The sequence below is a fragment of the Pseudoalteromonas sp. ATL1 genome (assembly GCF_058933015.1).
On record NZ_JBZYXL010000001.1, the window covers coordinates 1,805,365 to 1,830,479 of the forward strand.

Annotated in this window: 21 protein-coding genes and 1 pseudogene; 14 read left to right on the forward strand and 8 right to left on the reverse strand. The window is 42.6% G+C overall.

Annotated features, from left to right (window positions below; genetic code table 11):
* Window positions 1–376: 376 nt before the first annotated feature.
* Together AC5FX4_RS08095 and AC5FX4_RS08100 are read right to left on the reverse strand one after the other, a co-directional pair.
* Complete coding sequence (locus AC5FX4_RS08095) at window positions 377–2,791, reverse strand: YbcC family protein (protein WP_493605929.1); 2,415 nt, start codon at window positions 2,789–2,791, stop codon at window positions 377–379.
* Between the two features lie 10 nt (window positions 2,792–2,801).
* Entirely contained in the window at window positions 2,802–4,340 is a 1,539-nt protein-coding gene (locus AC5FX4_RS08100; protein WP_493605930.1) for an NADH-quinone oxidoreductase subunit L, read from the reverse strand.
* A 97-nt stretch (window positions 4,341–4,437) separates the two neighbouring features.
* Here AC5FX4_RS08100 and AC5FX4_RS08105 point away from each other — a divergent pair, with 97 nt between their 5' ends.
* Window positions 4,438–5,322, forward strand: coding sequence for a LysR family transcriptional regulator (locus AC5FX4_RS08105; protein WP_493605931.1), 885 nt, complete (start codon window positions 4,438–4,440; stop codon window positions 5,320–5,322).
* 58 nt (window positions 5,323–5,380) lie between these two features.
* On the opposite strand, the gene AC5FX4_RS08110 is transcribed toward AC5FX4_RS08105, so the two are convergent.
* The 3 genes from AC5FX4_RS08110 to AC5FX4_RS08120 all read right to left on the reverse strand — a co-directional run bounded on the left by AC5FX4_RS08110 (window position 5,381) and on the right by AC5FX4_RS08120 (window position 9,499).
* Window positions 5,381–7,189, reverse strand: a complete 1,809-nt coding sequence (locus tag AC5FX4_RS08110) for a choice-of-anchor I family protein (RefSeq protein WP_493605932.1) — start codon at window positions 7,187–7,189, stop codon at window positions 5,381–5,383.
* A gap of 170 nt (window positions 7,190–7,359) precedes the next feature.
* A complete protein-coding gene (locus AC5FX4_RS08115) occupies window positions 7,360–8,631 on the reverse strand; it encodes an HlyC/CorC family transporter (RefSeq protein ID WP_493605933.1) in 1,272 nt (423 codons plus the stop codon).
* Window positions 8,632–8,692: 61 nt separating this feature from the next.
* Window positions 8,693–9,499, reverse strand: coding sequence for a cytochrome C assembly family protein (locus tag AC5FX4_RS08120; RefSeq protein WP_493605934.1), 807 nt, complete (start codon window positions 9,497–9,499; stop codon window positions 8,693–8,695).
* A gap of 166 nt (window positions 9,500–9,665) precedes the next feature.
* Here AC5FX4_RS08120 and ffh point away from each other — a divergent pair, with 166 nt between their 5' ends.
* The 4 genes from ffh (at window position 9,666) to AC5FX4_RS08140 (ending at window position 13,614) form a co-directional block, all read left to right on the forward strand.
* Window positions 9,666–11,045 (forward strand): signal recognition particle protein, encoded by a 1,380-nt coding sequence (gene ffh / locus AC5FX4_RS08125; protein WP_493605935.1) that lies wholly within the window; start codon window positions 9,666–9,668, stop codon window positions 11,043–11,045.
* Window positions 11,046–11,272: 227 nt separating this feature from the next.
* Window positions 11,273–12,118, forward strand: coding sequence for a hypothetical protein (locus AC5FX4_RS08130; protein ID WP_493605936.1), 846 nt, complete (start codon window positions 11,273–11,275; stop codon window positions 12,116–12,118).
* Between the two features lie 101 nt (window positions 12,119–12,219).
* Complete coding sequence (locus tag AC5FX4_RS08135) at window positions 12,220–13,062, forward strand: PIN domain-containing protein (protein ID WP_493605937.1); 843 nt, start codon at window positions 12,220–12,222, stop codon at window positions 13,060–13,062.
* 96 nt (window positions 13,063–13,158) lie between these two features.
* Window positions 13,159–13,614 carry a hypothetical protein gene (locus AC5FX4_RS08140; protein WP_493605938.1) on the forward strand — a complete coding sequence of 152 codons (456 nt, stop codon included), beginning with the start codon at window positions 13,159–13,161 and terminating at the stop codon, window positions 13,612–13,614.
* Window positions 13,615–14,088: 474 nt separating this feature from the next.
* Here AC5FX4_RS08140 and AC5FX4_RS08145 read toward each other — a convergent pair whose 3' ends face one another.
* On the reverse strand, window positions 14,089–15,132 hold the full coding sequence (locus tag AC5FX4_RS08145) for an IS110 family RNA-guided transposase (RefSeq protein ID WP_493605939.1): 1,044 nt from the start codon (window positions 15,130–15,132) through the stop codon (window positions 14,089–14,091).
* Between the two features lie 141 nt (window positions 15,133–15,273).
* Here AC5FX4_RS08145 and AC5FX4_RS08150 point away from each other — a divergent pair, with 141 nt between their 5' ends.
* Both AC5FX4_RS08150 and AC5FX4_RS08155 read left to right on the forward strand, forming a co-directional pair.
* Window positions 15,274–15,558, forward strand: coding sequence for a hypothetical protein (locus AC5FX4_RS08150; RefSeq protein WP_493605940.1), 285 nt, complete (start codon window positions 15,274–15,276; stop codon window positions 15,556–15,558).
* Window positions 15,559–15,948: 390 nt separating this feature from the next.
* Complete coding sequence (locus tag AC5FX4_RS08155; protein WP_493605941.1) at window positions 15,949–16,923, forward strand: transposase; 975 nt, start codon at window positions 15,949–15,951, stop codon at window positions 16,921–16,923.
* A gap of 213 nt (window positions 16,924–17,136) precedes the next feature.
* Here the strand turns inward: AC5FX4_RS08155 and AC5FX4_RS08160 are convergent.
* Window positions 17,137–17,601: pseudogene (locus AC5FX4_RS08160) on the reverse strand (IS110 family transposase); the annotation flags it as partial.
* 189 nt (window positions 17,602–17,790) lie between these two features.
* On the opposite strand from AC5FX4_RS08160, the gene AC5FX4_RS08165 reads away from it, so the two are divergent.
* Window positions 17,791–18,291: a hypothetical protein gene (locus AC5FX4_RS08165; RefSeq protein WP_493605942.1), complete on the forward strand. Its 501-nt coding sequence runs from the start codon at window positions 17,791–17,793 to the stop codon at window positions 18,289–18,291.
* A gap of 275 nt (window positions 18,292–18,566) precedes the next feature.
* Window positions 18,567–20,465: a S9 family peptidase gene (locus AC5FX4_RS08170; protein ID WP_493605943.1), complete on the forward strand. Its 1,899-nt coding sequence runs from the start codon at window positions 18,567–18,569 to the stop codon at window positions 20,463–20,465.
* A gap of 57 nt (window positions 20,466–20,522) precedes the next feature.
* Here AC5FX4_RS08170 and AC5FX4_RS08175 read toward each other — a convergent pair whose 3' ends face one another.
* Window positions 20,523–21,731: an endonuclease/exonuclease/phosphatase family protein gene (locus AC5FX4_RS08175; RefSeq protein WP_493605944.1), complete on the reverse strand. Its 1,209-nt coding sequence runs from the start codon at window positions 21,729–21,731 to the stop codon at window positions 20,523–20,525.
* Between the two features lie 252 nt (window positions 21,732–21,983).
* On the opposite strand from AC5FX4_RS08175, the gene AC5FX4_RS08180 reads away from it, so the two are divergent.
* From AC5FX4_RS08180 to AC5FX4_RS08200, 5 genes are all read left to right on the forward strand, one after another.
* Window positions 21,984–22,286, forward strand: a complete 303-nt coding sequence (locus tag AC5FX4_RS08180; RefSeq protein ID WP_493605945.1) for a DUF1330 domain-containing protein — start codon at window positions 21,984–21,986, stop codon at window positions 22,284–22,286.
* A 52-nt stretch (window positions 22,287–22,338) separates the two neighbouring features.
* Entirely contained in the window at window positions 22,339–23,436 is a 1,098-nt protein-coding gene (locus tag AC5FX4_RS08185; protein ID WP_493605946.1) for a serine hydrolase domain-containing protein, read from the forward strand.
* A gap of 106 nt (window positions 23,437–23,542) precedes the next feature.
* The gene (locus AC5FX4_RS08190) at window positions 23,543–23,770 is read left to right on the forward strand and encodes a hypothetical protein (protein WP_493605947.1); all 228 of its coding nucleotides are present in this window, start codon (window positions 23,543–23,545) and stop codon (window positions 23,768–23,770) included.
* A gap of 46 nt (window positions 23,771–23,816) precedes the next feature.
* A complete protein-coding gene (locus AC5FX4_RS08195) occupies window positions 23,817–24,152 on the forward strand; it encodes a DUF7674 family protein (protein WP_493605948.1) in 336 nt (111 codons plus the stop codon).
* Between the two features lie 499 nt (window positions 24,153–24,651).
* Window positions 24,652–25,104, forward strand: coding sequence for a hypothetical protein (locus AC5FX4_RS08200; RefSeq protein ID WP_493605949.1), 453 nt, complete (start codon window positions 24,652–24,654; stop codon window positions 25,102–25,104).
* The last annotated feature ends 11 nt before the right edge of the window (window positions 25,105–25,115 follow it).

Here is a 25,115-nt window from a genome sequence, read left to right on the forward strand (position 1 = left end):
AACTCATCTTGGAGCAGAAATAAGTTAAACATGAATGTCAGCAGCTGGTATATATGCAACTGACAGAGTTGCTTGAGTCCGACAAATCAATCAGGTAGTTCAAATTAAACGCGGCAAGTCGGTTTGCTTCTAGTCGGATGGCGGCGCTGCGCGCCTTATCCGACCTACGTTAAAAGGTAGGTTGGTTAAGCCGAAGGCGCCACCCAACAAAGTGTCTGGTGCACGCGTTGAAAGTCCGCTCATGTCACATATGCGATTGACAGATTTGATTGAGTCCTATTAATCGAAACTACTTGATGGCGATTATGAATAGGCACTCGGTACGGGAACCGAATGAGTGCCTAAGTCTGAGATTTTTTTGTTGTGTTAACGACAGCTATGGCAGTCGTTTCCAGCTACCATCACACCACTCATGCATACCAGCGTCAGACCATTGCCATAAATACAGCCAACCATTTTCAATTAAGTGTTTTACATCGGGATGTTTGTTGATGATGGATTGTATGGTGTTTTGTTTTGCATGCACGATCACCGTTAAACGCATGGGCTCATGCATCCAGCGTTTACCGTTGTGCACGGACTGTAATGATAAACCAATACGCAAATCACCCCCTTGACCTTCAAATACGCCGATGTGGCCGCCAACGGCATTGTGCAGAACCTTGTTACCACTACCGAATTTTAATGGATCGGTAACGGAGGTGTTGTATTGCATATTGATCCAATTTGTTACTAGCATGGGGGCTGTTAGCAATAGCTCGAGGGTTGAGCCATCCTCGTCAAGCGTTTCGTCATAGCTATGTAAAAAGGCGCGTCCGGCTAGGTCGATATGCTTTGTATGAGTTCTCGGTGCAATGATAAAGGCGGCATTATTGGCAAGGCCCCATTCTGGTCGAGTTTGTGACCAATCCACCTGTCTACGGGCTAAGCGTTTTGACCAATGAGTTAATGACTCCGGTGATTGTTCATGCTCCCTGATAGCGCGCTCTTGCTGCGCCTGTGTGGTCGCCTTTGAAAACCATAGGCTAACCTCATCGGATACGTCATCAAGAAAGCGCACTTCATCGCTGGTTGTATTGTGTAGTGCAGCAATGAACTGACAGCTATTGGGAATATTGATGCCACGTTGTTGCAGTGCTTCACGTATGTTCTCGTCATTTAATAAGTAACACAATACCCTCACATTCACTTCGCCGCTTTGCCCACCACATGCGCCACAATCTAAACTTGCCGCATGTAGGTTGTTTTCAGTGTGGCTAGCATGCCCAACCATCAGTACTTCAGGCGCAAATTGTGTGATCCCCATCAGGTGCAACACTTTTTCAGCTAAATCGGTTTTTTGCTCCGTGGTTAATGGTTGGTTATTTTGTTCCAGCAACCATTGCTTTGCCTTGGATGCATCCGATAATGTGGTTTTAGTCGCTTTGGGCATAAGTGACTTTTTCAGTAATTTTACTAGCGACAGCCAGCCCGCAGATTCAACAATGGGCAGTGAACTGGTGGGGTGCTTGTGCACTTGTTCCCAGTGTCCTTTTTTGTGGCCGCATGCAAGCGCATGTGTATCACCAATTGGAGATACCGAGATCACGGGAGCCAAGAGGCCGGGTAATTGTGGGCGTTTGAGTGGGCTTTCTTTTAGGTTGAACTCAATGGGCAGGCCAAAGAATCCAGCGAAGCCAAATGTTTCAATTCCTTCATCTTGTTGTTCCAAATGACGGCGCAGCACTTCAGAGCGCACATCGATACAAAATACCGCTTGCATCCGGGGTGGGTTAGGGGAGGCAGAATTGACCGTTGAAGCACCAAGTTGTGCCCGTAAATCTGTTTGGTATTCAATTTCCTTCGCGCGCCACCATACGAACTGATGTGTTTGGTAAGTTTGTGTCACAGACAAACGTTGTTCAACTAGCGCAAGTTCGCTCATCCACTGTTGTTTAGTGTGCTGGTATTGCGCTTCATTGCTTGATTTTAAGTGTTGTAACAATACATATTCCCAGCCCAATTTTATGGCGATAAGGTCAAGGTGCCAGGCACTGGGTTTGCCATATAAATTGGCTTGCCAGTTTAAATAGGCTATCCAACTTGCCCAGCCATTGAGTTGGCGCAAAAGACTGTGAGCATAATGTGACCACGCTTGCATGGAAAGCGCAAAATCTTGCTCGCAGGTTTGGATTAGGGCGTGAATATCTGTAGGCAATTTGGCATACATTTTATGTAGCCCCTTTTTATCGAGCAGCAGCGATATTCCAGGATCTTGCTTAGTAAACGTCTGATATTGCTCATACAAATGTCCCGAAGTACTACCGTTTGGCTTGCTATCGTGGTGCTGAAAATACCAAGCGCAGAATTGGCTAATATGGGAATTTATTTCATCGCAAATATTCAGTTGTAACGGGCTACTGGTCAGCACGAGTTGTTTAACCACGGTCAATGTCGGTTTGGTCATTTCCCCTAAGCTTTCGCTTTGTGCGACAAAGGCGTCAATCGAACAGTTTTTAAAGCGATCGCTCTGTGCCAGTGCTTGCTCGAGTGCTTGGCGAGAAATATCTCCATCTCTAAATTGCCCAATGTAATGCCGACAAGGTAACAGCAAATCAATATCGCTGGTGGTTTTAAGCTTTGCGGCGACGTGTGTGATGGGTTTGTCGCGCATTTGCCAACATGGGTTAACCGCAATCATTTGATCGAGCGGCCAGCTAGGCGCTACGGAATCGCTGACCTGCGCTAAAGCGTCTAGCAAAGCATTTGACTTATCAGTCGCTAATGAGATGGAATTTTGTGCAAGGTTCATCGTTGGCTCCTTAGTGACCGCGAGTGGGTGACGCGTGTTGCGATGCTTTAACCAAATCTGCTGGCCAGATGCGCTGCGTGAGGCGAGTCAACCACTCATCAAGATAAAGCCCTGCAAATAGCGCATACTGAAGTTGAGAATTTGACTGTGGTGCACGTTGATTATTCAAACGATATGCAGTGAAAGTCAGCGCAGACACCAATACAAATAGAAACGCTTCTAGCACGAGGCTAGGAGGGGCAACCTTAGGCAACATAAACCAACCCGGCGCAAATGACTTCCATGCGGCGATAAATATCACCATCAGAACAATGTTACACAGTACGGCTGTATAAACTTTTATGCTGGGTCTTGCGTTGGCAAGATAGTAGGTCATGGCAATACCTAGCAAAGTCCATAATGCTAGTGAGCCATGTACGACATGCACCGCAGCGCCAACTAAAAAGGCCACAATGAGCCCACTGGCAATAACTTCGACGGTTGACGGCTCGTTGGTAGCAGCAAGTAAGTTAGCTTGATGTTGTCGCACTGCGTTGCCAGAGAACAAAAACGCATGTGCTTTATAGCAAGAGTGCGCGATTAAGTGCAGTAGCGCTAATTCATAAAAACCAAGCGCACATTCAACCAACATAAAGCCCATTTGTGAACTTGTTGACCAAGCCAAACGTACTTTCACACTAACGCGAGTTTGCATGATAAGCGCGCTCAGTACCAAACTTATTCCGGCACTTATCAATAATATGGTGTTTGCAGCCGGCGCGTGCTGCATGATAGGTGCAAACAAAATCAGCAGGTAGCCACCTAGGTTGATAACCCCCGCATGCAGCAAGGCACTGACAGGTGTTGGTGCATCAACCACTTGTATAAGCCAGCCATGAAGAGGAAGCTGAGCGCATTTTAAAAATGCAGTAAAGCCTAATAAGCAGGTGGCGAGTAAAAAGAGCGGGCTGTCATTTGCAGACTCAGCGGACAGAACATTGAGTATATCTGTGATATTGGTGCTACCAGTTAAGCTATAAAGCGCCCAAAATGCGCCTGCAAGACTTAACTCTCCTACGCGAGCGATAATGAACTTTTTATGCGCTGCTAACTGAGTGCGAGGGCGATGTGGATAGAATGTTAAGAGACGGTGCAATGACAGGCTGATCAACACCCAGCCAATAAAGAGCAGCAGCAGGTTATTAGACATAATCGTCGTTAACACGGCTGATAATGTCATCAACAACCAGCGATAAAAGTAGCCTATGCGAGGCTCTCCATTCATATATTGTTGGCTAAATCGTGTCACTACCCAGCCAATGGTGAGCACTAGCACAAGCATCAACCAAGTTAGTGGGGCAAGGCGAAAAAGCGCAGGAATATTAGTATCGAAGAAGGCTTGGTCAAGTAGCGCGAGTATCAATAAAGCACACAGGCTGAATTCTATGGTTGAGAGAGATTTTTTGGCGATTTGCTCGTCACTTTGTAATGTCCAACCAGCCCAAAACCCTGTCAACATAGGGGTTATGGGAATGGCTAACAGTAAGCTAGCAATGAGATAGTCAAGCATGTCGTGTCTCCTAATTAGTCGACACATTATGCCTAAGCCCTATTGATAAAATAAAATACATATATTTTAATTAAACGTTCTATATAAGAGAACGATTATGAGCAAGCTAAACTACCATCATTTGTATTATTTTTGGCGCGTAGCTGTTGTAGGTAACTTGACTCAAGTGGCTAAAGAGCTGCATTTGTCACAGTCGGCTTTATCGACTCAGATCCGTGCACTTGAGCAGCGCTATGAAGTCGCGCTTTTTGATAGAGTGGGGCGTACATTGCGCTTAACCGACGCAGGCCAACGGGTGTTGAATTATGCGCAAGATATATTCAGCACGGGCGATGAATTGGAGCAAGTACTTAAGCAGGGAGTGGTGCCCATTAAACACTCGGTGTCTATTGGTGTTTTGACGCATTTGTCACGAAACTTCGTCGAGGGTTTTATTGCGCCACTGCTTAGCCAACAAAATGTTGAACTGAAGCTTGCCACACGAGGGATGGCCAATCTGCTCGACGGTTTAGTAAATCATGAATTCGACTTTGTGCTGACCAATCGCACAGTGGGTAATGAAAACAGTCAGCAGATTTGGCAGCATCAACTGTTAAGGCGTCAACCAATCTCCATTGTGGGCCCTCACGGTAAAAAGCCTGCGAGCACCTTTCCAACTGGCTATGATGGCGTGAAATGGGTGTTACCAACTACCAATACGGCGATACGCTCGGCATTTGACTCCATTTGTGCAATTCATCAATACAAGGCTGATGTACTTGCGCAAGCCGATGATATGGCGATGCTGCGACTACTGAGTCGTGATAGTGGGGCCTGCTCAGTGCTTCCGCCTTTGGTCATCTTAGATGAGTTGAAAAGTGGTGTGTTGGAGGAGTATCAAGAGCTACCCAACGCCTATGAACATTTTTACGCGATTTCTCTACCCAAGAAACATCACTCAGAGGCGGTTATTGAGCTACTCAAAGGCAGTCATTTATCGTAATTCTAGTAATTAAAAAACGCGGCTCAGGCCGCGTTTTTTGCCAGTTTGCGCGTAAAGCTTACGCGTCTTTAATTGCCACTTCCCACACAGCGATTGAACCTGAAAGTTCATTACCTATGATAAGTAACGGCTTACCTGTTGCGCTTTGCTCAGCTGGCACGAATGTCATCCCTTCAGGGGCTAAATCACCTGAAATATCAGCTCCTTCTATCAAGCCTCGGTTGTAAAAGTAATCAGCAAATTTTACATTGTAAGGGTTGGTGATATCGTACACCATGACGCCACCCATGCGCTCAAGGCCAACAAAGGCAAACAGGCGTTCACCCACTTTACCTAGTGCAAGTGCTTCTGGCTCAGGGCCTTTGGCGTCGGAGCGTGTATCGCCTTCGTTAGTATCTTCGTCGTTATTAAATGCCGCACCGTGAATGGATGCTGTGATGCGTTCTATGTCATCGCCTGAGTCGAAGACCACTAAACCATTGCTGTCCCAAATGGTAAACGAACGCGCACCATAGGCATAAAGCTGCTCGTATTCGCCGTCGTTATCGATGTCACCTTTAACGGTGGTCACTTTCAATCGACCGATATCGTCGTTATCGTTATTCAGGTACGAGAAGTTATCTGCAAGTGTGAGATCCTTTGCTCGCGATTCATCGATGTAGGCTAAGCAGCCGTCGTCTTCGTCAAACTCTAAACCGCCTTTGGCCGTACAGTCAGCTTCGTCAGTTGCGTCAAAAAAGTATTCTCTGCTATCACCTTCATTGGCGGTGACGATGAAGTTAGCACCTTGCCAAGTGAAACTTGATATGGTGTCTGGTTGATACATGCCGTAAAGACCCGGGTAAGTGCGCAAGTTAATTTTGCCGTCCTTGTCAGAGGCATCCATTTTTAAGTTTGACCAATCTTTAAAGCCCAAACCCATTAGTTTCACGCTGTTATCGCTTAAATCGACAACAGCTAATGCGTTGTTTTCTTGAATTGACACGTACGCATAACGATTGTCTTTAGAAATGGTCACATATTCAGGCTCTAAATCCATGGCCACTGTGGTGCTGATGAGCTTACCATTGATGGTGCGTCCAGCTGGGTTGGCGAAGACTATGCCCTGTGCTTCTAGTTCTGCCTGCTTATCGTTGAATGCTTTAAAGTCAATTTGCGTTGCCGTGTTCGCTACCGCGCCATCGTTTACATCAATGATGCTGATGCTACCTTCAGGGTCAACGCTGTAATCACCCGCTGGTTCACCTTCGTTAGCAACCACGACTTTTTTGCCATCGTGTGAAAAGGTTACCATGTCAGGTAACGCGCCCACTGTTACATTTTTAACAAACGTGGGGCTATCACCCGAAATATCGTAAAAAGCAATTTGACCTAAATCACCGGTTTTTTCTGCGGCCATAGCAACAGCTAAAAGTTGGTTGTTTTCATCAACGGCAATACTGTTTGCATCGCCTGCAGTGTGTTCGTTTAGTTCAAGTGTGATGGCACTGCTCAGGTTGGTGGTGGTGATCACACCTCCATTGTTTTTAGCCAGCGCGGCAGTATCGAATGAGGTAGCTGGGATGATGTTAACAACAGCTTTATCGCCTGAGCTGTTAATGGCATAAATCCACTTTTTACTTGCTTGATATGCAACAATTTCCGCAGCGCCTTCTGGGCTTTGAGCGTTCAATACAGCACGGCCAACCAAGTTAATCTCTAAAAGTGCATTCGCGTCTTTGCCATCTTGTCCGTTCGTGCCTTGTTCACCTTGTTTGCCTTCGACGCCTTGTGGTCCAGCGGGACCGGCGGCACCGTCATTGCCATCTAATGAGCAGCCCGAAAGCACAGAAATAATTGATAGCGTGATCAGAGAACGTTTTAACATGAGTAACCTTTTTTTAATTGCTGTAAAAATGGGAACAGTCAAACATAGCTTGATGACTTTTGGGTTACTTTTTTATGTCGGTTATATTACTGTGACACAGCCGATGGGTTTTAATGAGAGGCTAACGGGTGGGGTGAACACCCACAGTGCGTAACACTGTGGGCTATGGGTTACTGAGCTTTGCGTTTGACTGGTAATACTTTAACCAGTTTGACCATGTTTTCTTTGAGTTCAACGACTTCCATACGGTAGTCAGCGATGATCAAACTAAGCGGTGCATCAGGAATATCTTCTAAATGCTCTACAATCAAACCACTAAGGGTTTTAGGGCCTTCGGTTGGCAGCTCCCAGTTCATCTCTTTGTTGATGTCGCGAATGTTGGCTGCGCCATCGACTAAAACAGAACCATCGCTTTGTACGTCGACTTCATCGCTAGCGGCTGGAGTTTGCGTGGTGGTGAAGTCACCGACCACTTCTTCGAGAATATCCTCAAGTGTTACTAGGCCTTGAATATCACCATATTCGTCAACCACCAAGCCGATACGTTCTTTACTTTGCTGGAACTTAAGCAACTGCGTGTTCAGTGAAGTGCCTTCTGGTATATAGTAAATCTCACGTACAGCCCGCAGCAGTGACGGCTTGTCGAATTGCTCTTTAGTTAGTAGACGTAAAGCATCACGGGCGTGAATAAAGCCAACCGCGTCATCAATTTGATCACGATATAACAATACGCGAGTATGTTGTGCGTTGGTGAGCTTTCTTGAAATGTCTTTCCAATCATCGTTGATATCAATGGCATTGATCTCGTTACGCGGGATCATGATGTCTTCAACGGTCACTTGTTCAAGGTCTAAAATCGAGGTCAGCATGTTTTGGTGGTTAGACGGCAGTAGCGCGCTTGATTCGTTCACCACGGTTTTTAGCTCTTCCTTACTTAGGCTATGTTCTTCAATTTGCTTTGAGGAGATACCAAATAGTTTCAGCATGCCATTTGTGATCCAGTTCACAGTGATCACCAAAGGAAAGAGTACTTTTAACAAGCCTTTTAAGATAATGGAACTTGGAAACGCGACTTTTTCCGGATATAAAGCAGCGAGTGTTTTGGGTGTCACTTCGGCAAAAATAAGTACCACGAGGGTCAACACAAAAGTTGCGATAGCAATACCCATATCACCGTATAATCGTAAACCTATAATGGTGGCAACTTGAGCTGCTGCAATATTCACGAGGTTATTACCGATGAGGATCAGGCCAATGAGCCTGTCAGGGCGACGTAACAGCCGGCTTACGCGTTTTGCTGCACGGTGGTTTTCTTTTTCGAGGTGACGCAGTCGAATGCGGTTGATTGACATGATCCCCGTTTCAGAGCTAGAAAAATAGCCCGAGATCATGATTAGCAAGCCCAATATTATAAATAAGGTGCTTGTTGATATGTCGTCCAACAGTGGATCCCTTTCTTTCTTACGAACGTGTATTAAGCGTTAGCCAGCCTAAAGAGTCAAGCTAAAACTTACCCAGAATAACTTCTTGAATGAAGCGACTGCCAAAATAAGCCAGCGTTATAAGTGCGGATGCGCCCATGATTGACGAAACAACGGCTTTACCCCGCCAGCCAAACTGGTGGTGGCCTACCGCTACAACGGCAAAAATAGCCCAAGCAACTAAAGATAAAACAGTTTTGTGTATAAACTCTTTGGCGAACATGCCTTCTAAAAACACAAAGCCAGAGAGTAAAGCCAGCGTGAGCAATGCTGTGCCTACCGTGAGTAGTTGATACAGCTGACGCTCTACCTGCATAAGTGGCGGCAAATGACTGTGCATAATAGCTAAGTCTTTTTGCTTTAAGCGTTTATCAATAAAGTAAAACTGAACCGCGTAAAGCGTGGCAATGATCAGCACACAGTAGGCCAGCAGTGACAAGGAAATATGTATGACTAACCCTAAATCAACGTTAATTGTTTGCATTACAATGTGATGAGGAATAAAAAGGCTTGCTGTGAGTAAAATAGCGGCAAAGCCATACACAACAGGGAGTAACAAGGTGGCAGGAAATTTTAAGGACACGGTGGTAACGCTGACCACGATGACCCAACAAGTGAGCAAGGCGACATTAACGGTGCTTAAGTCTTGTCCGTCATGGGTAAATACCGAGTTCACAAGCAATAACATGTGCGACAAAATTGCCAAGGTGCTCAAAATAATAGTGAGCTTTTGATTTGGCCCTTCTTTATGGAATAGTCGCGATAAAACGTGGCCAGTGGCAAGCACGTAAAATAGGCTGGCGAACAAAGACAAGCTAATAATCAACATCAAAGTGTGACCTAATAATAAATTTCCCTTATGAAGCTATTGTATTTTAAGCATTGCTCGTTGCAAAGAGTTTCCAAAAAGAAACTTTGTATGCACTTGAACACTGTATTAGTCGGGACCATATCAGTATAATGCTCGACAATTACGATTTATTGGAACCTAATACATGTTTGAAAACCTCCAAGAACGCTTAGGTAAAACGCTTAAAAACATCAGCGGCAGGGGCCGCCTAACCGAAGATAATATAAAAGAAACACTGCGCGAAGTACGTATGGCGCTACTTGAGGCCGATGTCGCTTTACCTGTAGTTCGTGAGTTTGTTAAACAAGTAAAAGAGCGTGCCGTAGGCATTGAAGTCACAAAAAGCCTAAGCCCAGGTCAGGTTTTCATTAAAATTGTGCGTGAAGAGCTTGAAAAAGCCATGGGTGAAGCGAATGAAGAGCTTAACCTAGCGGCGCAGCCGCCAGCCGTTGTGATGATGGCGGGTCTTCAAGGTGCGGGTAAAACCACCAGTGTGGGTAAACTTGCCAAGTTCTTAAAAGAGCGCAAGAAAAAGTCAGTGTTGGTAGTGAGTGCTGACGTATACCGTCCAGCGGCTATTAAACAGCTTGAAACGCTAGCGAGTGAAGTGGACGTAGAGTTCTTCCCTAGTGACATTTCACAAAAGCCGGTTGATATTGCAACGGGTGCTATCAGTCACGCCAAGAAAAAATTCATTGATGTGGTACTTGTGGATACCGCAGGTCGTTTGCACGTTGACAGCGACATGATGGACGAGATTAAAGCGCTACATGCGGCCATCAACCCAATTGAAACGTTATTTGTTGTTGACTCAATGACGGGTCAAGATGCGGCAAATACCGCAAAAGCATTTGATGAAGCGCTGCCACTGACCGGTGTAATCTTAACCAAAACTGATGGTGACGCCCGTGGTGGTGCTGCCTTATCAATTCGTCATATTACTGGCAAGCCAATTAAATTTATGGGTGTGGGTGAGCGTACCGATGCGCTTGAGCCATTCCATCCTGATCGAATTGCGTCTCGTATTCTTGGTATGGGTGACGTTTTGTCACTTATCGAAGAAGTGGAGATGAAGGTTGATAAAGAAAAAGCTGCCAAAGTCGCTGAAAAAGTATTTAAAGGCGATGGCTTTACTTTAGAAGACTTTGCTGAGCAGTTGCGCCAAATGAAAAACATGGGCGGCATGATGTCAATGTTGGAAAAACTGCCGGGTATGAATAATTTACCAGACGCAGTGAAAGGCCAAGTAGGTGACAAAACATTTGTACAAATGGAAGCCATTATTAACTCAATGACACCCAAAGAACGTGCTCGCCCTGAGCTTATCAAAGGCTCGCGTAAAAAGCGCATTGCAGCAGGTTCTGGTACTCAGGTGCAAGACATCAATAAGCTGCTGAAGCAATTCACGCAAATGCAAAAAATGATGAAGAAGATGAAAGGCAAAGGCGGCATGATGAAAATGATGCGCGGCATGAAAGGCATGATGCCACCGGGCATGTTCGGCGGCGGTGGCCCGAAGTTTTAATAAGTAATGAATGAGAAAAACCCGAGCCAAGCTCGGGTTTTTTGTTATTTGTCCGATAACATTATTACGGCCCGTTTTGTCCGATTTTGACGGAGGCTGCTTTTTAGTGCTGCTTAAGATTTGTTTACATTGAACTTTTGACGTGGGAAGATTGGCGCACGTAATATAGCCCGTTTTGTCGGTATTTATTCCGACATTTTGGGAGAGAATAAGCTGTTAGGTAATCAATGAGACTCCGTAGTTTAATTTTAAGTATTCTTCTATTCTCAGAAGTTGTTAATGCAACTGATATTTACAGTCAGTGCCAACAAGTCAAAGCCAATATAAAAGCTCAATCAAATGCTGATTTAATGTGGTCTAGCTACACAGTAGGTAATTTTACAAGTTTAGATAAAATTAGATTTGATGGGTTTGATATCCCAATTGTAGTCACGGGAAATATGGAAGAAAGCGCTTTTTTATTTGGTGAAAATCCAGAGCTCCTTTTTTCCTCTACAGAAGATAATGAGCAATATAAAAGCCAAATAGTTATGCTGAATTCAAATCTATTGAAAAACCTTAATACTGAGCAACCATCCATTCTTAAAGGTAACGTTTTTGAAGCACTGAAAAAAAGTTTAGATATCTCATCTGATGATATTGTCTGTGAGAAAGGAAAGTTAGCACCTGAGGATCTAAATAGTGTTGAAGCTCTTGCAGAAAAAGTCGCTTTGATCACATTGAAATCAATAGTTGCTCCTTATGGTTCTACTGATGCAATCCAAGTAAAAAATAAGAATGCATTTATAATCAAATCCAAAAGAGGGTTTGAATATTATGAATTGCTCAACGGGAAGTCTTTAAAAGTCATAGTAGAAACCAATGAAGCAACTGATCTTGATCAGTTTATAAAGACGTTAGAGCTTACAAGCATGTATAAAGAGCACTCCCCGGTTACAGCTGCCATCCTCAAAGCTATAAAGTCTAAAAAAGTCAAAGATTGGGAAAATGCTCTTAACGCTATGAGAGAAAATAGTTATACACAATCATCTCAAGATTCAATTAGTGAAATAATCGATTACCTAACAAAGTAATTAATCAAGGGACACAAAGCAGCAGGCTTGTGCTCCTTCGTCGCCAATTACAGCCTGCTATTTTGTGCCGTTTATTACGGCGTTAGGCATCAGGAAGGTTTATGCCAAGTAGATACATAATAGATACTAGTGTTCTGTTACAGCATCCACAGATATTATCCAGAGCTGGAAATCGGAAAATAGTTATTCCAAAGGCTGTGATGCATGAGCTTTCATATAGAGGCAAAGGCAGCAAATGGTCAGATATAGCTGACTTGGTTGCATCGTCCATCCCGGCTGGCGTGCACATAGTTGAAGCGCCTGAAAAGTTAAAAAATGATCTTATTCAATCTGATCGAAATGCTCAGCGTTTGAGTGGAGCAGACTTTGATATTGCACGAATAGCTATCGCTTATGCAGAACAACAAGGAGTCGAAGCTCCTTGCGTTGTAACAAATGATAAGGCGCTGGCATACTTTCTTTCTAGTCGAAATATCACATCTATTACTGGCTCTGTGTTTATCGGTGAGAGCAAAGGCGATACTTTAAACAAAGAGATAGAAGAAAAAGCTGATAAAGTTGTTTCCTCTCAAAGGCGTTACCTGATAACCAGCTTTGTACTTGGTGTTATTGCTTCGGCAGCCGCTAACATCGTTTACTCCAACATAGATCTACTGATATCTACAATTACAGTTTGGGGGACGATGGTCGGGTTACCCATTTTAGGCTTGTTGTTATTTTGGTACAGAGAAAATTTTCGCCTTTCTTACGGTGCTTTCGAGTTCTGTGTTGGAGTAATTATGTCTTATTACGTTTTCTTCCCAGAATTTAGCTATTCGGGTTTGGGAGTAACTGAAGGCATCCAAATATTAGGTGGCTTATATGTGATGGTTCGTGGCCTAGATAACATTGGAAAAGGCATAGTTGGCACAAGGCTCGAGTCGTTATGGAAAAAGGTATTCTAAAATCTAAAATGCCTAACAAAGCGCTGCTGCCGGCCAAATTTCCCGCTGCGCTCCAAATTTGCCGCAGAGCGCGGCGTTAGAAGCCGATGAAAACTTATGCCTCGTCGTAGAGAATTTAAAGGAATCGTAAATAACCTCGCTGAATTATTGAGTGGTCGCAATAATGATTACTTAGGCTATTGGGCTGTAGGTCAGCTATTTCTATTGGCTCAAGAGAATGAAGTAGATATGATCTCGCTTGATTTAATAAATTGTAAAGGCGATATCAGGTCACCCTTATTAGAAGATATGTGCCAGTACATGAGCTCTGAAATTACGCGAATACTTACAGCACATAAGCTACCCGATGAATGGGTGAAATCAATTTCAGCTAAATTTAGCTTTAATCAAGATTATCAGGAAAAATATCATTACTGGCGCTCAGCTTTAGGCAAACCCTACTTAGTTCAAGTAGAAATTGAAACTGACTTAGGGTATGTAAATAAGGCTACTCAAGGGGGTAATGTAAAGCCTCACGATCCTTTAAAAGAACAACGGAGAAGCGGCTTCTAACACATATGAACCTTCTCGGGTCAAGTAAGCATAATGATTCTTTTTAGCTGCTTTTAAGCAGCTAATTTGTATCTGCAATTCTTAAATCTGTTCACTTCGCTATGTCGGATAGCCGTTAAAATCGTTTACGGCAAACACATATTGAGGGTCTCTTAATGCGATCTCATCGCTGCCTAAATCAGTCGATACAACTTATCGTTTAGGGCCACTAGACATTCATCGGTTAACCTTAATCTGGCGCTACTCAAGGGGATGGCTCATTCGTCCAGTTAGTTAAAGGCTCAGCTAAGGTGTAAACGATTTAACTCATTGCTTAAATTAATGCGCAGCAATGGGGTGTCTAATCAAGGCGAAATAGCTTATTACTTCGACAACACTTACCTGTAAAATTCAGCTTTTGCTGACTTAAACACAAATAGTACATGGTTGTTCATGCTTATCTAGTTAGGTGTATAGCTCACCCCATTGTGCGACTTAACTTTTTAAAAAACGTTCATCATCGAATACCGTTTTATTCTTCAACATAAAATAAACACAGCGCCCGAGCTTATGGGCGAGCACTGAGAGTGCTTTGGCTTTACTCATGCGCTTTTGTAATTTGTTTAAGTAGTTCCGAGCTTTGTTGTTGCCACGTAAATAAAGCACTGCGGCTTCACTGAATGCCCATTTTAAGTGACCATTACCAATTTTATTGCCACTGGTGCCATAGGTTTTACCAGCAGATTCGGCTTTGCACTTAACGAGTCGACAATAAGATGCAAACTTTTGTACAGACTCGAAGCGATTAATATCACCAATTTCATACAAGATGGTCATGGCTAAGATAAGCCCAATACCTGGTATGGTACGCAGCTGTGCGTAATAGTTTGCTTGATGCTTTTTAGCTTTGCTTTCTAAATAATATTCAAGCTTTTTAAGCTCTTCTGCGTAGGCATCGAGAATGGCCAAGTCAAAGTTAACATTGCGTTGAACGGCTTGATCGTCAAAACGCGTTTGGAATTCTTGGCGAACGCATTTGTTTTTCATGTGTAATTCGAGCGGTGGGTAGTTGTACTGACTATTTGTATTAACTATATGCGCTTTCAGTTGTGCACCATGCTGAACCAGCCGCGTTCTTCTACGCAGTAAATCACGGGTTGAACGCATATTAGCAGGGTAATTGTAAGCCAGCGGGAAGTTGCCACCACGCAGTAAACTGGCAATTTTATAAGAATCAATCTTATCGTTTTTGGCTTTGCCACCATGAATGGCTTTCATGTAAAGCGCATGACCAAGTACAAAATCGATATCATGTTCAGCACATAAATCACTTACCCAATACCAACAATGCATGCACTCGACACCAATAACAATATCTTCGAGATAAGGCGAAATCAGTTTGAGTAATTCATGTTTATCAGCTTTTATTTTCTGATGAACCACTTTATTACCACGCTCATCAAGAATGCAAACGTATAAAATGCGTGCATGCAGGTCAATTCCACAATAATATTTGTGAAAAGTAGTATAGAATTTCATTGAGCTTTCTCCTTTTGGTTTGGTCGCCTTGAAGTTTAGCTGTTCGCTAAACTTCGGGGAGAAGGTTCAATAAGTATCAAGGCCAGCAAGTCGGACTCGTAAACTCGCTGCTTCTGGCGGCGTTATGTTGCTAGGGAAATTATGAGTATCAGTGACAAATGGGAGCTAATATCAGCGGAGTTACAAGCAGCATATAAATTGCTTCCGGCTGAAATCAAAGAATCTGACTTTGGTTATAGTGAAGAAGACTTTCTTGAGTACTTATCCGTAAATGAGCTTCGTCTAGCTATGGAAGAATTGGATGGTGTAATGGAGGACAATAAAAGCCCTGGCCATCTATTTTGGGAGCATTTAATAAAAGCTGCCACGTTAATGAATCGTCCTGAGCATGCTAAAAAATACGAGAAATATAAAGTCGCAACATAACAAAGCAAATTAAAAAGGGCGGACAAAAACCAGTTGGCTTTGTTCGTGACTCACAAATTTTAGCCAACTAATTTTTGCCGTTTATTTGCGGCGTTATGTGGCAATGAGTCCGTATGGAAACTGAAGTAATGAAAGATAAAATGGAACAAGACTTCGATGGACACCCATTCTAATTTGCATGTTGGGTTGGTTTGTCTAAGCTTTTAGTTCATCAAATTTATTTCGAATTCTAAGTTCAAGGAGCGAACGATGGGATTAGCAAGGAAGCGGCAAATCAGTTTGTCAAACAAGACTTCGATGGACACCCATTCTAATTTGCATGTTGGGTTGGTTTGTCTAAGCTTTTAGTTCATCAAATTTATTTCGAATTCTAAGTTCAAGGAGCGAACGATGGGATTAGCAAGGAAGCGGCAAATCAGTTTGTCAGATACCCCTTATTATCACTGTGTTTCACGTTGTGTTCGACGGGCGTTTTTGTGCGGTGAAGATAAACTAACGGGCAAGTCGTATGAGCATCGTCGAGGGTGGGTGGAAGCGCGTTTGCTATATTTGGCAAGCGTATTTTGTATTGATGTGTGCGCTTATGCTGTGATGAGTAACCATACTCATGTTGTGTTGTATATTGATGATAAAAAAGCCCAAAGACTGAGTGATAGAGCAGTATTAATACGTTGGTGCAAACTGTTCAAAGGCTCGATGTTTACCCACAGGTATTTAAAAGGCGAGCAACTCGACAAGGGCCAACGCTACTTTTTAAATAAAGAGATAAAAGAATACCGAAACCGGCTATCGAGTATCAGTTGGTTTATGCGGGTGTTGAACGAAGGGATAGCACGTCAAGCGAACCGAGAAGATGATTGCACAGGTCGGTTTTGGGAAGGACGTTTTAAAAGCCAAGCGCTTTTAGATGAAGCGGCACTGATGGCATGTATGGCCTACGTAGATTTAAACCCCATCAGGGCCAAGATGGCAAAAACACCTGAAAATTCAGTCCATACCAGCATAAAAAAGCGCTGTGAACAGACAAAAGAAGGTAAACAACCAAAGCAACTAGCACGGTTTGTTGGAAGCCCAAGAAAACATATGCCAAAAGGCATGCCTTTTGAGCTTAAATCCTACTTAGAATTAGTGGAGTTGACAGGTAAATGTATTCGCACAGACAAACGAGGCTATATCGAAAGCAATCAGGCGCCTATTCTTAAGAGATTGAATATCAAGGCAGAAAACTGGATAAAACTCACCACACAGTTTGAAGAGGTATTTCACGGCGCAGTAGGTAAATCATACAATTTGAATGCTTATTGTGAACGACGAGAGCACAAACGACGACGAAGTATCAAAACTAGCGAAGCATTATTAAGCTAACAATAACCTAGCATGGCCATAAAATTTGATGCTTATACCTAGGCAGGGAAAGTTGTGCTTAAAAGCCGAAAGGTTGAGCGTAAGAGTTTGATTTAAGATAGCAATTATCGGTATCAAGCACATTTATTGGCGATAACCTTGAAGAATCATTGAGCGATGGGGCTTCGACTGTTAACTTGCTGCTATTTTTAAGTGGCTGTCCAAAGGGTATTTCTGACTATTTGTATTAACTATATGCGCTTTCAGTTGTGCGCCATGTTGAACCAGTCGTGTTCTTCTGCGCAGTAAATCGCGGGTCGAACGCATATTAGCAGGGTAATTGTAAGCCAGTGGAAAGTTGCCACCACGCAATAGGCTAGCGATTTTATAAGAATCAATTTTATCGTTTTTGGCTTTGCCACCATGAATGGCTTTCATGTACAGCGCATGACCAAGTACAAAGCCGATATCATGTTCAGCGCATAAATCACTGACCCAATACCAGCAATGCATGCATTCAACACCGATAACAATATCTTCTAGATAGGGTGAAATCAGTTTAAGTAATTCATGTTTATCAGCTTTTATTTTCTGATGAACCACTTTATTACCACGCTCATCAAGAATGCAAACGTATAAAATGCGTGCATGCAGGTCAATTCCACAATAATATTTGTGAAAAGTAGTATAGAATTTCATTGAGCTTTCTCCTTTTGGTTTGGTCGCCTTGAAGTTTAGCTGTTCGCTAAACTTCGGGGAGAAGGTTCAATAAGTATCAAGGCCGTAAAACCAAGGACACAAAACAGCAGGCTTGTGCTCCTTCGTCGCTAATTTTAGCCTGCTATTTTGTGCCGTTTACGGCAAGCGTTATAACTTTAGGGAAGTGTAGTGTCAGATTTAAATCAAGTAGCTCCTGTCTTGGCAATGGCAGATTTAGACAAAATACTCATTTCTTCTGCATTAACGATATTAGGTGGGTTGTTATTACATGTTTGTTCCCAAATGTTTATTAAGGTTTTTTTAGAACCTTGTGTTGAGTACAAGAAAGCAAGGGCTGATGTAATCACACACCTCACTTTTTATTCTAACATGCTCGACTCTCGTCTTCGCTATGACGATTCCGAGGACTATAAAAATCGTTACTATAAAGCTCAAGATGACATTAGACTTTCAATGGCAAAATATAGGTCATCTTATTATTCAATAACACCTCATTTTCTTGCGGTTATTCTTGGTATAGCACCAAGTTTTACTCGGTTTGAAAGTATAAGTAAAAACTTGTTAACCTTATCATTTTTAGGCGCTTTTAAAACAGATGATGATAAAGCGTTTGATAACTCTCGACTTTCAAAAGAAACATTCAAGTTGCTTAAGGTTAAGGGGTATTAAAGTTATAACGATAAACTTAAATGGACATCCATTCCAAACTTAAATAGACATCCATTCCAATTTGCATGTTGAGCTGTTTTGTCTAAGCTTTTAGCTCTTCAAAATCATTTCAAATTCTCAGTTCAAAGAGTGAACGATGGGATTAGCAAGGAAGCGGCAAATCAGTTTGTCAGATACACCATATTATCAGCCTTTCACTTCTTATCGCGATTACTTTTATGACAAGTTCGAATTATGTAATCTAGGCGCGTTTAAAATTTCAAAGAGAAAATGCGATGAAACAAAGTTTGTTTTCCGTCATGCTGGTGTTATCACTGAGCGCTGGTGCTATGGCCAGTGACGTGATGACGCCTGAAAAGCTGTGGCAAGTAAAGCGTGTTAGTGCGCTGGGTCTAAACAAAGCGCAAACACACGTCATTTATACAGTGACTACACCCAGTGTTGCGAACAATAAGTTTGACAGCAAAGTGTACCAAGTGCCTTTAAAAGGTGGAACAGCTCGGCTCTTAAGCGATTATCAAGGGCTTTTGGCGGACACGCATATTTCTCCTGATGGAAGTAAAAAGCTATTCGATGACACCGTGAAGGTAGAGACGGTGCTAGCAACCGATAAGCACCAAGATTTGGCACAAGCCAACGCCTACGTATTTGATGACTTGAACTACCGTCATTGGGACACATGGCGCGATGGCAGTGTGAACCACGTGTTTTATCAAGACCTAGAGACAGAACAAAAAATCGACATTATGAAGGGCGAACCCTTCGACAGTCCGACAAAACCGTATGGTGGGGCTGAAGATTATATTTGGGGACCTAAAGGCGAGAATATCTATTATGTGAGCAAAAAGCTTACCGGTGCTCAGGCTGTGACCAGCACGAATACGGATATCTATCGCTACAATCTCGCTACTAAAAAAACCACTAATCTGACACAAGACAATCTTGGGTACGATAAATATCCCGCGTTTTCTGTGACGGGCCAGCTTGCATGGTTACAGATGGACGAAGCCGGGTATGAGGCTGACAAAAACGACATCATTGTGCAAATTAACAATAAATCGCTCAACCTAACCAAACATTGGGATGGAACGGTTAATAGTTTTAAATGGAGCCATGATGGCAAGCATATTTACTTTGTCGCCCCAACAGAGGGCACCATTCAGCTATTCCGTGTTGCAGTGAATGGTAAATCCAAGCCTACCATTGAGCAGCTCAGCCAAGGGATGTTCGATGTGACGGGGATTGTTGCAGCGAAAAAAGATAGTTTAGTGATCACCCGTAGCAGCATGAACCGTGCAACGGAGATATATCGTTTTGATTTAAGCGACAGAAGCATGAGCGCGCTTACCCAAGTTAATGATGCGCTATATGCCAAGCTTGATTTACCAACCGTTAAAAAGCAGATGGTCAAAACCAAAGATGGCCACGATATGCTGACTTGGGTGATATACCCACCTAACTTTGATAAAAACAAACAATATCCCACTTTATTGTATTTACAAGGCGGGCCACAATCAGCGCTTTCTCAGTTTTACTCGTTCCGTTGGAATTTCCAAGTTATGGCGTCACAAGGTTACATTGTGGTTGCCCCTAATCGTCGTGGTATGCCGGGCCATGGTGTGGCGTGGAATGAGGCGATTAGCAAAGATTGGGGTGGCAAAGTAATGCAAGACTACCTCGATGCGATTGATGATGTTGCTAAAGCCCCTTATGTTGACAAGGCGCGCATAGGCGCTGTGGGGGCAAGTTATGGAGGTTATTCCGCGTTTTATTTGGCAGGCCATCATGATGGGCGTTTTAAAACCTTTATTGCTCACTGTGGTATGTTTAACACCCGCAGTATGTATGGTTCAACGGAAGAGGTCTTTTTTGTTAATCACGACTTTGGCGGTGCCTATTGGGAAAAAGATAATCAGGCTGCGAGTAAAATTTACACCGAGTTTAACCCTATCAACTTTGTTGATAAGTGGGATGCGCCTATGTTCGTGATCCACGGTGGTAAAGACTACCGTGTACCATTAGAGCAAGGGCTTCAAGCATTCCAAGCGGCAAAACTACGCGGTTTAAAAAGTCGTTTTTTATTCTTTCCTGAAGAAAATCATTGGGTACTAAGCCCACAAAATGGCATTGTTTGGCAACGTGAATTCTTTAAGTGGCTAGATGACACTTTATGATCTGAATGTATAAAACAAAGGGCCACTTAAGCTGGCCCTCTGTTTTATCTCATAACCTTATTGGCATTGTGTGCCCGCGTTTGGCCATTCAATATCTATCCAAACAAGACGATGATCTGAAGAGGCTTCTCTGCTGCTAACCAGTTCTGCGCCATCTTCATATTTGGCCGGCCAAAATACGCCACTTTGCACAACCTTTAAATCGCTTGATGGCAAGACATAGTCAGCCCTCATTCCCCAATGAGCAGTGTGTGTTGGGCCATTGGTGTTGTCTGGCTTATTAAGCAATCCACCTTGTGACTTTGGTGCCGGGTAATTATTAACGCGCGGGTGAGTTAATAGTTGCTTGATTGCATTTGGGTGGGCATCACCATCAACGGCGCTGGCATTTAAGTCACCTAAAATCACAAACGACTGACCTTCAAAGCCACCGTACTGTCCTTTATCATCATATAAATAATTATTACCAGCTGTGCTGATGTAATCTTTCCATAATCTGATCTCATCATGGTTACGGCGTCCATTTCTATCTTCCGGTCCATCGAATACAGGCGGCGTCGGGTGGCTTGCTAATACATTGAGTTGTTGATTGCAGATGTTGATAGGAATATCCCAATGCGATTTTGAAGACAGTCTCATAATGTCGCGCTCATGTTGGGCATACCAAGGTTTGCGACCTTCATCGGTGGGCATGAGGTTATTTGGCATATCCTGCCATAAAAAGTGCTTAAAGGTGCGCACTTGCTCTGATTGGATAGGAAATTTAGACAGTACCACCATACCATATTGGCCTGAATAATGACCAAAACCGAAATGTTTTAAGCGAGCATTTTTGTCAGTAAATGGTGTTTTAACGCCAGTATTGACGGGCGCTAGATACATATAGGGATAATAGATAGGCGCAAAACCGTTTTGTGATACCTCGAGATACTGTTGTTTGAATAAATTTATCCCTTGCTCTGGATTGGCAATGTAATCAAATTCGTTCAGCAAAATCACATCGGGGCGTGCGCGTTGAATGATTTGGGCAATATTGTTTATTTGTTCGAACTGACCACTTTGCAATGCTGTGCTTAAAGCATTGCCAGAGGCATCAAGGCCACTTGCCAATTTGTAGTTGGTTGCTTCCATGCTGACGTTAAAAGTAGCCACTCTTATTGTTGGCTTATCCTCTGGGGCTAGTTTACTAAGCTCGTCTTGCGGGCTATGACAGCCTAAGTTAAATAATGTTGCTGCCAGAATAACAGGGAGAAGAGTACGTTTCATCGCTAACCGAGTTCTAATAAATGGGAGAGATAGTTTACATGGAAACTTTAAAAAAGAAGTGGGTGAGAGGTAAGTAATCTGTCGTTTTTAATCGCAGTGAGTATTCAGTTGATGGACAATCAACCAAGTATCTAATTGAAATAGTGAAAACCTCGTATAACGAGCGTACCATTATGATGTTGCTAACAAAGTGGTATATAGACACGAGATGCATAGTTTGAGCAAGCTAGTTTTAATAAAGGAATGAAATATATGTATGAGTTTTTAGTTGGGTTAGACGTGTCAAATGATGAAGTTTATGCTCAGTACCGGGCTGCAATGAAACCAATCTTAAGTCACTATGGTGGTGGGTTTGGTTTTGACTTTAAGGTGTCTGAGGTTTTGCTATCTCAGGTTGATACACCAATTAATCGCGTTTTTACCATTCATTTTCCAAGCCAAAGTAAAGCTGAAAGCTTTTTCTCAGACTCAGATTATATGGCTGTAAAGGCAAGGTATTTTGACTCGTCCGTCGCAAATACGACGATTATTGCCAGTTATGAAAAGACTGCGTAGTTTATCGACTTAAAATAAGAGAAATTAAGAATTAAATCGCAAGGATGATTGTATGCAACGGGTATTGGCCATTGTCGTTTTATGTTTTTTTTATTTATCCGCTTTTTCGAGTACGAGTTTTGCTGCCACAGTGACTGAGCGTGAAAAATTAAAGGCACTAGAACAACAGCTGGATGTTTTGGGCGATAGTGGCCAAGTCAGTGGTAGCTTTTTATTTGCGCGCAAAGGAAAAATACTATTTAAAAAAACAATAGGTAAAATCCATCCAAGTAGAACCGACAAGTTAGCCGCTCACTCTGCCTTTAATCTGGGCTCTGTATCTAAGCAGTTTACCGCCATGGCGATTATGCTACTTCATCATCAAGACAAGCTTAACTATGATGAACGGGTCAGTCATTACTTACCAACATTTCCCTATAAAAATATCACTATCAGGCACCTACTGACGCACACCTCAGGTATGGTGGACTATGAGGAATTAACCGATAAGTATTGGGATGAAAGAGATTTTACCAATCAAGATATGATGGTGTTATTTGCAAAGCATGCACCCTCTTTAGAATTCAGCCCTGGGAGTCAGTTTGAATACAGCAATACGGGTTATGTGGTGCTTGCTCACCTTGTTGAAAAAATATCAAAGCAATCATTAGAAGCGTTTTCACAACAATATATCTTTCAACCATTACATATGGAAAATACGCGTATTTTTACTGTTTTATCTAAAAATCAAGATTTTAAAAATAGAGTCTATGGGCAGTTTAAAGATGAATTAGAAGATTTGTATCACCTAGAAGGGGTGACAGGAGATGGAGCGGTATATTCTACCGTGGATAACTTGCTTAAATGGCATGACGGGTTACGCGATCATAAACTTTTACCTGAGACTCTGCAGCGTGAAGCATTTTCCCCAACCGTGCTAAACGACGGTTCGCTTTCTTATTATGGCTTTGGTTGGTCGATTGATGATGAGTCGCCTTTTATCGTTGCGCATTCTGGGAATTGGGTTGGTTTTAGAGCATACATTCATAGAAATATGAGCGAAGACGAAGTGCTTGTTTTTATGACCAATCAAAGTGGTGGGTTGGATTTTGATGAGTTGAGGACATTGCTCTATTCATCATTGGATAGCGAACTAAGTTATATCTATTAGTATCTTGATTTCGGCACTTAATATAATGTACTGAATGATAAATTGGGGACTCAGAACTTCTGGTTCATCCGCCAAGCCCACAGTTTTAATCAAAGGAGCTAATAATATGGGACGGATAATCGCGGCTACTGTGTGTGCAGTATTAGGCCTTTATCAAGTTTTTTTTGGGGAGTTTGCCATCGGGTTAATTTTGATAGTGGTGGGTATTTTTTTTATGGTTGTTGATACCTCTAAAGGGGGCTCGTTCAGATCGACTAGTTCATCTAGCTCAACGACAAACTTTAACCCTTATGACTCCGACTCTTCTGGTGGTGATAGTGGTGGCGGAGATTAATACATGTGCTGTAAGGCAGCACTTTTGATGGATTAATGCGTTTTTATTGGATATACGTTTATCGTTTCCTGAGGTGTGTCCATTAATGGATAAACACGATGCGCAAGCGTATACGGCCCATATGGAAGAATTCGCGAATTTAACGACTCGTGCGTTTAATGAAGGCGACATTGAAAAAGGCCTCAGATATTTGGATTATATTGAGCGTAAGCTCACAACAGCCAGTGAATTAGAATTAGAATATATTGATGTTTATTTTGTAGAACATCTATTTTGGATAGGGACGGATGCAGGGATCACGGCGGGCTGGCCACTTCTTCCACCGAGTTTAAAAAAATTATACCTTCGCTTTCATGGTCAAGCGCCCAATTCAAAACGTTGAAGGCGAGTTACAAATCATAGTTAGTCATATATAGCACCACGTTATTTGCTCAGTGCGAGTCTAGAAAGTCACAAGTACAAAAAACAGATACAACTACCATGCACTTGAGTGAGGTATGTTGGTATAACGGGAGATGCTAAAAAGGCGCGCTGGTAGATTGTCTGTCACTGAAGAAACGTTAGAAATAGTGTGTAACACAGCGGGGCTTAAGGGCCCCAGTATTATGTTATGGTCATGAAGCTGCTTTAGTTATGGACTAGTTCTTAATTGTGAAGGATTTTGAGGTCTTGCTTTCTAAACCATAGAGTTACTGAATTTTAGCGCGATCGGGTTATCAAACTTGTATGTGGAATGGTTAGAGAATTTCAAGATACATTTCGACTGGTATGCATTCGGGGATTTTTAGCGTAAAAAAGAGTTTAAATTATGGGGCACAAAACGTCTGGTCGAGTTTATGTGCCGTTAATATTATTACAAATATAAGTGTGAAAATTGACGTATGAAAAAGTTATTTATTGGTTTGTTTTTTTTGATCCCAAGTGTTGCCTTTGCATGCCCTTCGTTAGAAGGGACATGGTCTTCGTCTAAAGAGAAATTTGAGTCATTTAATAAAAAATGGGCAAATGTAGAAGAAAAAGCATGGTCTTTTATGTCTCAAAATCAGGGCTATGAAACCATCGTATTCAAAGGAAATGAAATGCGTATATCTACGCCAGAAATAAAGATAAAAGTAGGTGATAGATCAATAACCCTTCCCCCAAAAGAAGAGCGAATGCGCTTTAATGTTTTAGGTTGTACGGATAAAGACATTGTTTTGCAATATGAAAGATATGGAAAAGCACACATTTCAAAACTGCAATTTGAAAATGATAATACTTATTGGGAATACATGGGCAGCTCGGGTAACGATGGCAACAGTCATATAAGAGAATATTATACCAAAGCTAAATAACGCAGCTATCA

Coding starts and splice junctions, on each gene's coding strand:
- AC5FX4_RS08095 (WP_493605929.1), bottom strand. CDS start 2,791: ATGAACCTTGCACAAAATTCCATCTCATTAGCGACTGATAAGTCAAAT.
- AC5FX4_RS08100 (WP_493605930.1), bottom strand. CDS start 4,340: ATGCTTGACTATCTCATTGCTAGCTTACTGTTAGCCATTCCCATAACC.
- AC5FX4_RS08105 (WP_493605931.1), top strand. CDS start 4,438: ATGAGCAAGCTAAACTACCATCATTTGTATTATTTTTGGCGCGTAGCT.
- AC5FX4_RS08110 (WP_493605932.1), bottom strand. CDS start 7,189: ATGTTAAAACGTTCTCTGATCACGCTATCAATTATTTCTGTGCTTTCG.
- AC5FX4_RS08120 (WP_493605934.1), bottom strand. CDS start 9,499: ATGTTGATTATTAGCTTGTCTTTGTTCGCCAGCCTATTTTACGTGCTT.
- ffh (WP_493605935.1), top strand. CDS start 9,666: ATGTTTGAAAACCTCCAAGAACGCTTAGGTAAAACGCTTAAAAACATC.
- AC5FX4_RS08130 (WP_493605936.1), top strand. CDS start 11,273: ATGAGACTCCGTAGTTTAATTTTAAGTATTCTTCTATTCTCAGAAGTT.
- AC5FX4_RS08135 (WP_493605937.1), top strand. CDS start 12,220: ATGCCAAGTAGATACATAATAGATACTAGTGTTCTGTTACAGCATCCA.
- AC5FX4_RS08140 (WP_493605938.1), top strand. CDS start 13,159: ATGCCTCGTCGTAGAGAATTTAAAGGAATCGTAAATAACCTCGCTGAA.
- AC5FX4_RS08145 (WP_493605939.1), bottom strand. CDS start 15,132: ATGAAATTCTATACTACTTTTCACAAATATTATTGTGGAATTGACCTG.
- AC5FX4_RS08150 (WP_493605940.1), top strand. CDS start 15,274: ATGAGTATCAGTGACAAATGGGAGCTAATATCAGCGGAGTTACAAGCA.
- AC5FX4_RS08155 (WP_493605941.1), top strand. CDS start 15,949: ATGGGATTAGCAAGGAAGCGGCAAATCAGTTTGTCAGATACCCCTTAT.
- AC5FX4_RS08170 (WP_493605943.1), top strand. CDS start 18,567: ATGAAACAAAGTTTGTTTTCCGTCATGCTGGTGTTATCACTGAGCGCT.
- AC5FX4_RS08175 (WP_493605944.1), bottom strand. CDS start 21,731: ATGAAACGTACTCTTCTCCCTGTTATTCTGGCAGCAACATTATTTAAC.
- AC5FX4_RS08180 (WP_493605945.1), top strand. CDS start 21,984: ATGTATGAGTTTTTAGTTGGGTTAGACGTGTCAAATGATGAAGTTTAT.
- AC5FX4_RS08185 (WP_493605946.1), top strand. CDS start 22,339: ATGCAACGGGTATTGGCCATTGTCGTTTTATGTTTTTTTTATTTATCC.
- AC5FX4_RS08190 (WP_493605947.1), top strand. CDS start 23,543: ATGGGACGGATAATCGCGGCTACTGTGTGTGCAGTATTAGGCCTTTAT.
- AC5FX4_RS08200 (WP_493605949.1), top strand. CDS start 24,652: ATGAAAAAGTTATTTATTGGTTTGTTTTTTTTGATCCCAAGTGTTGCC.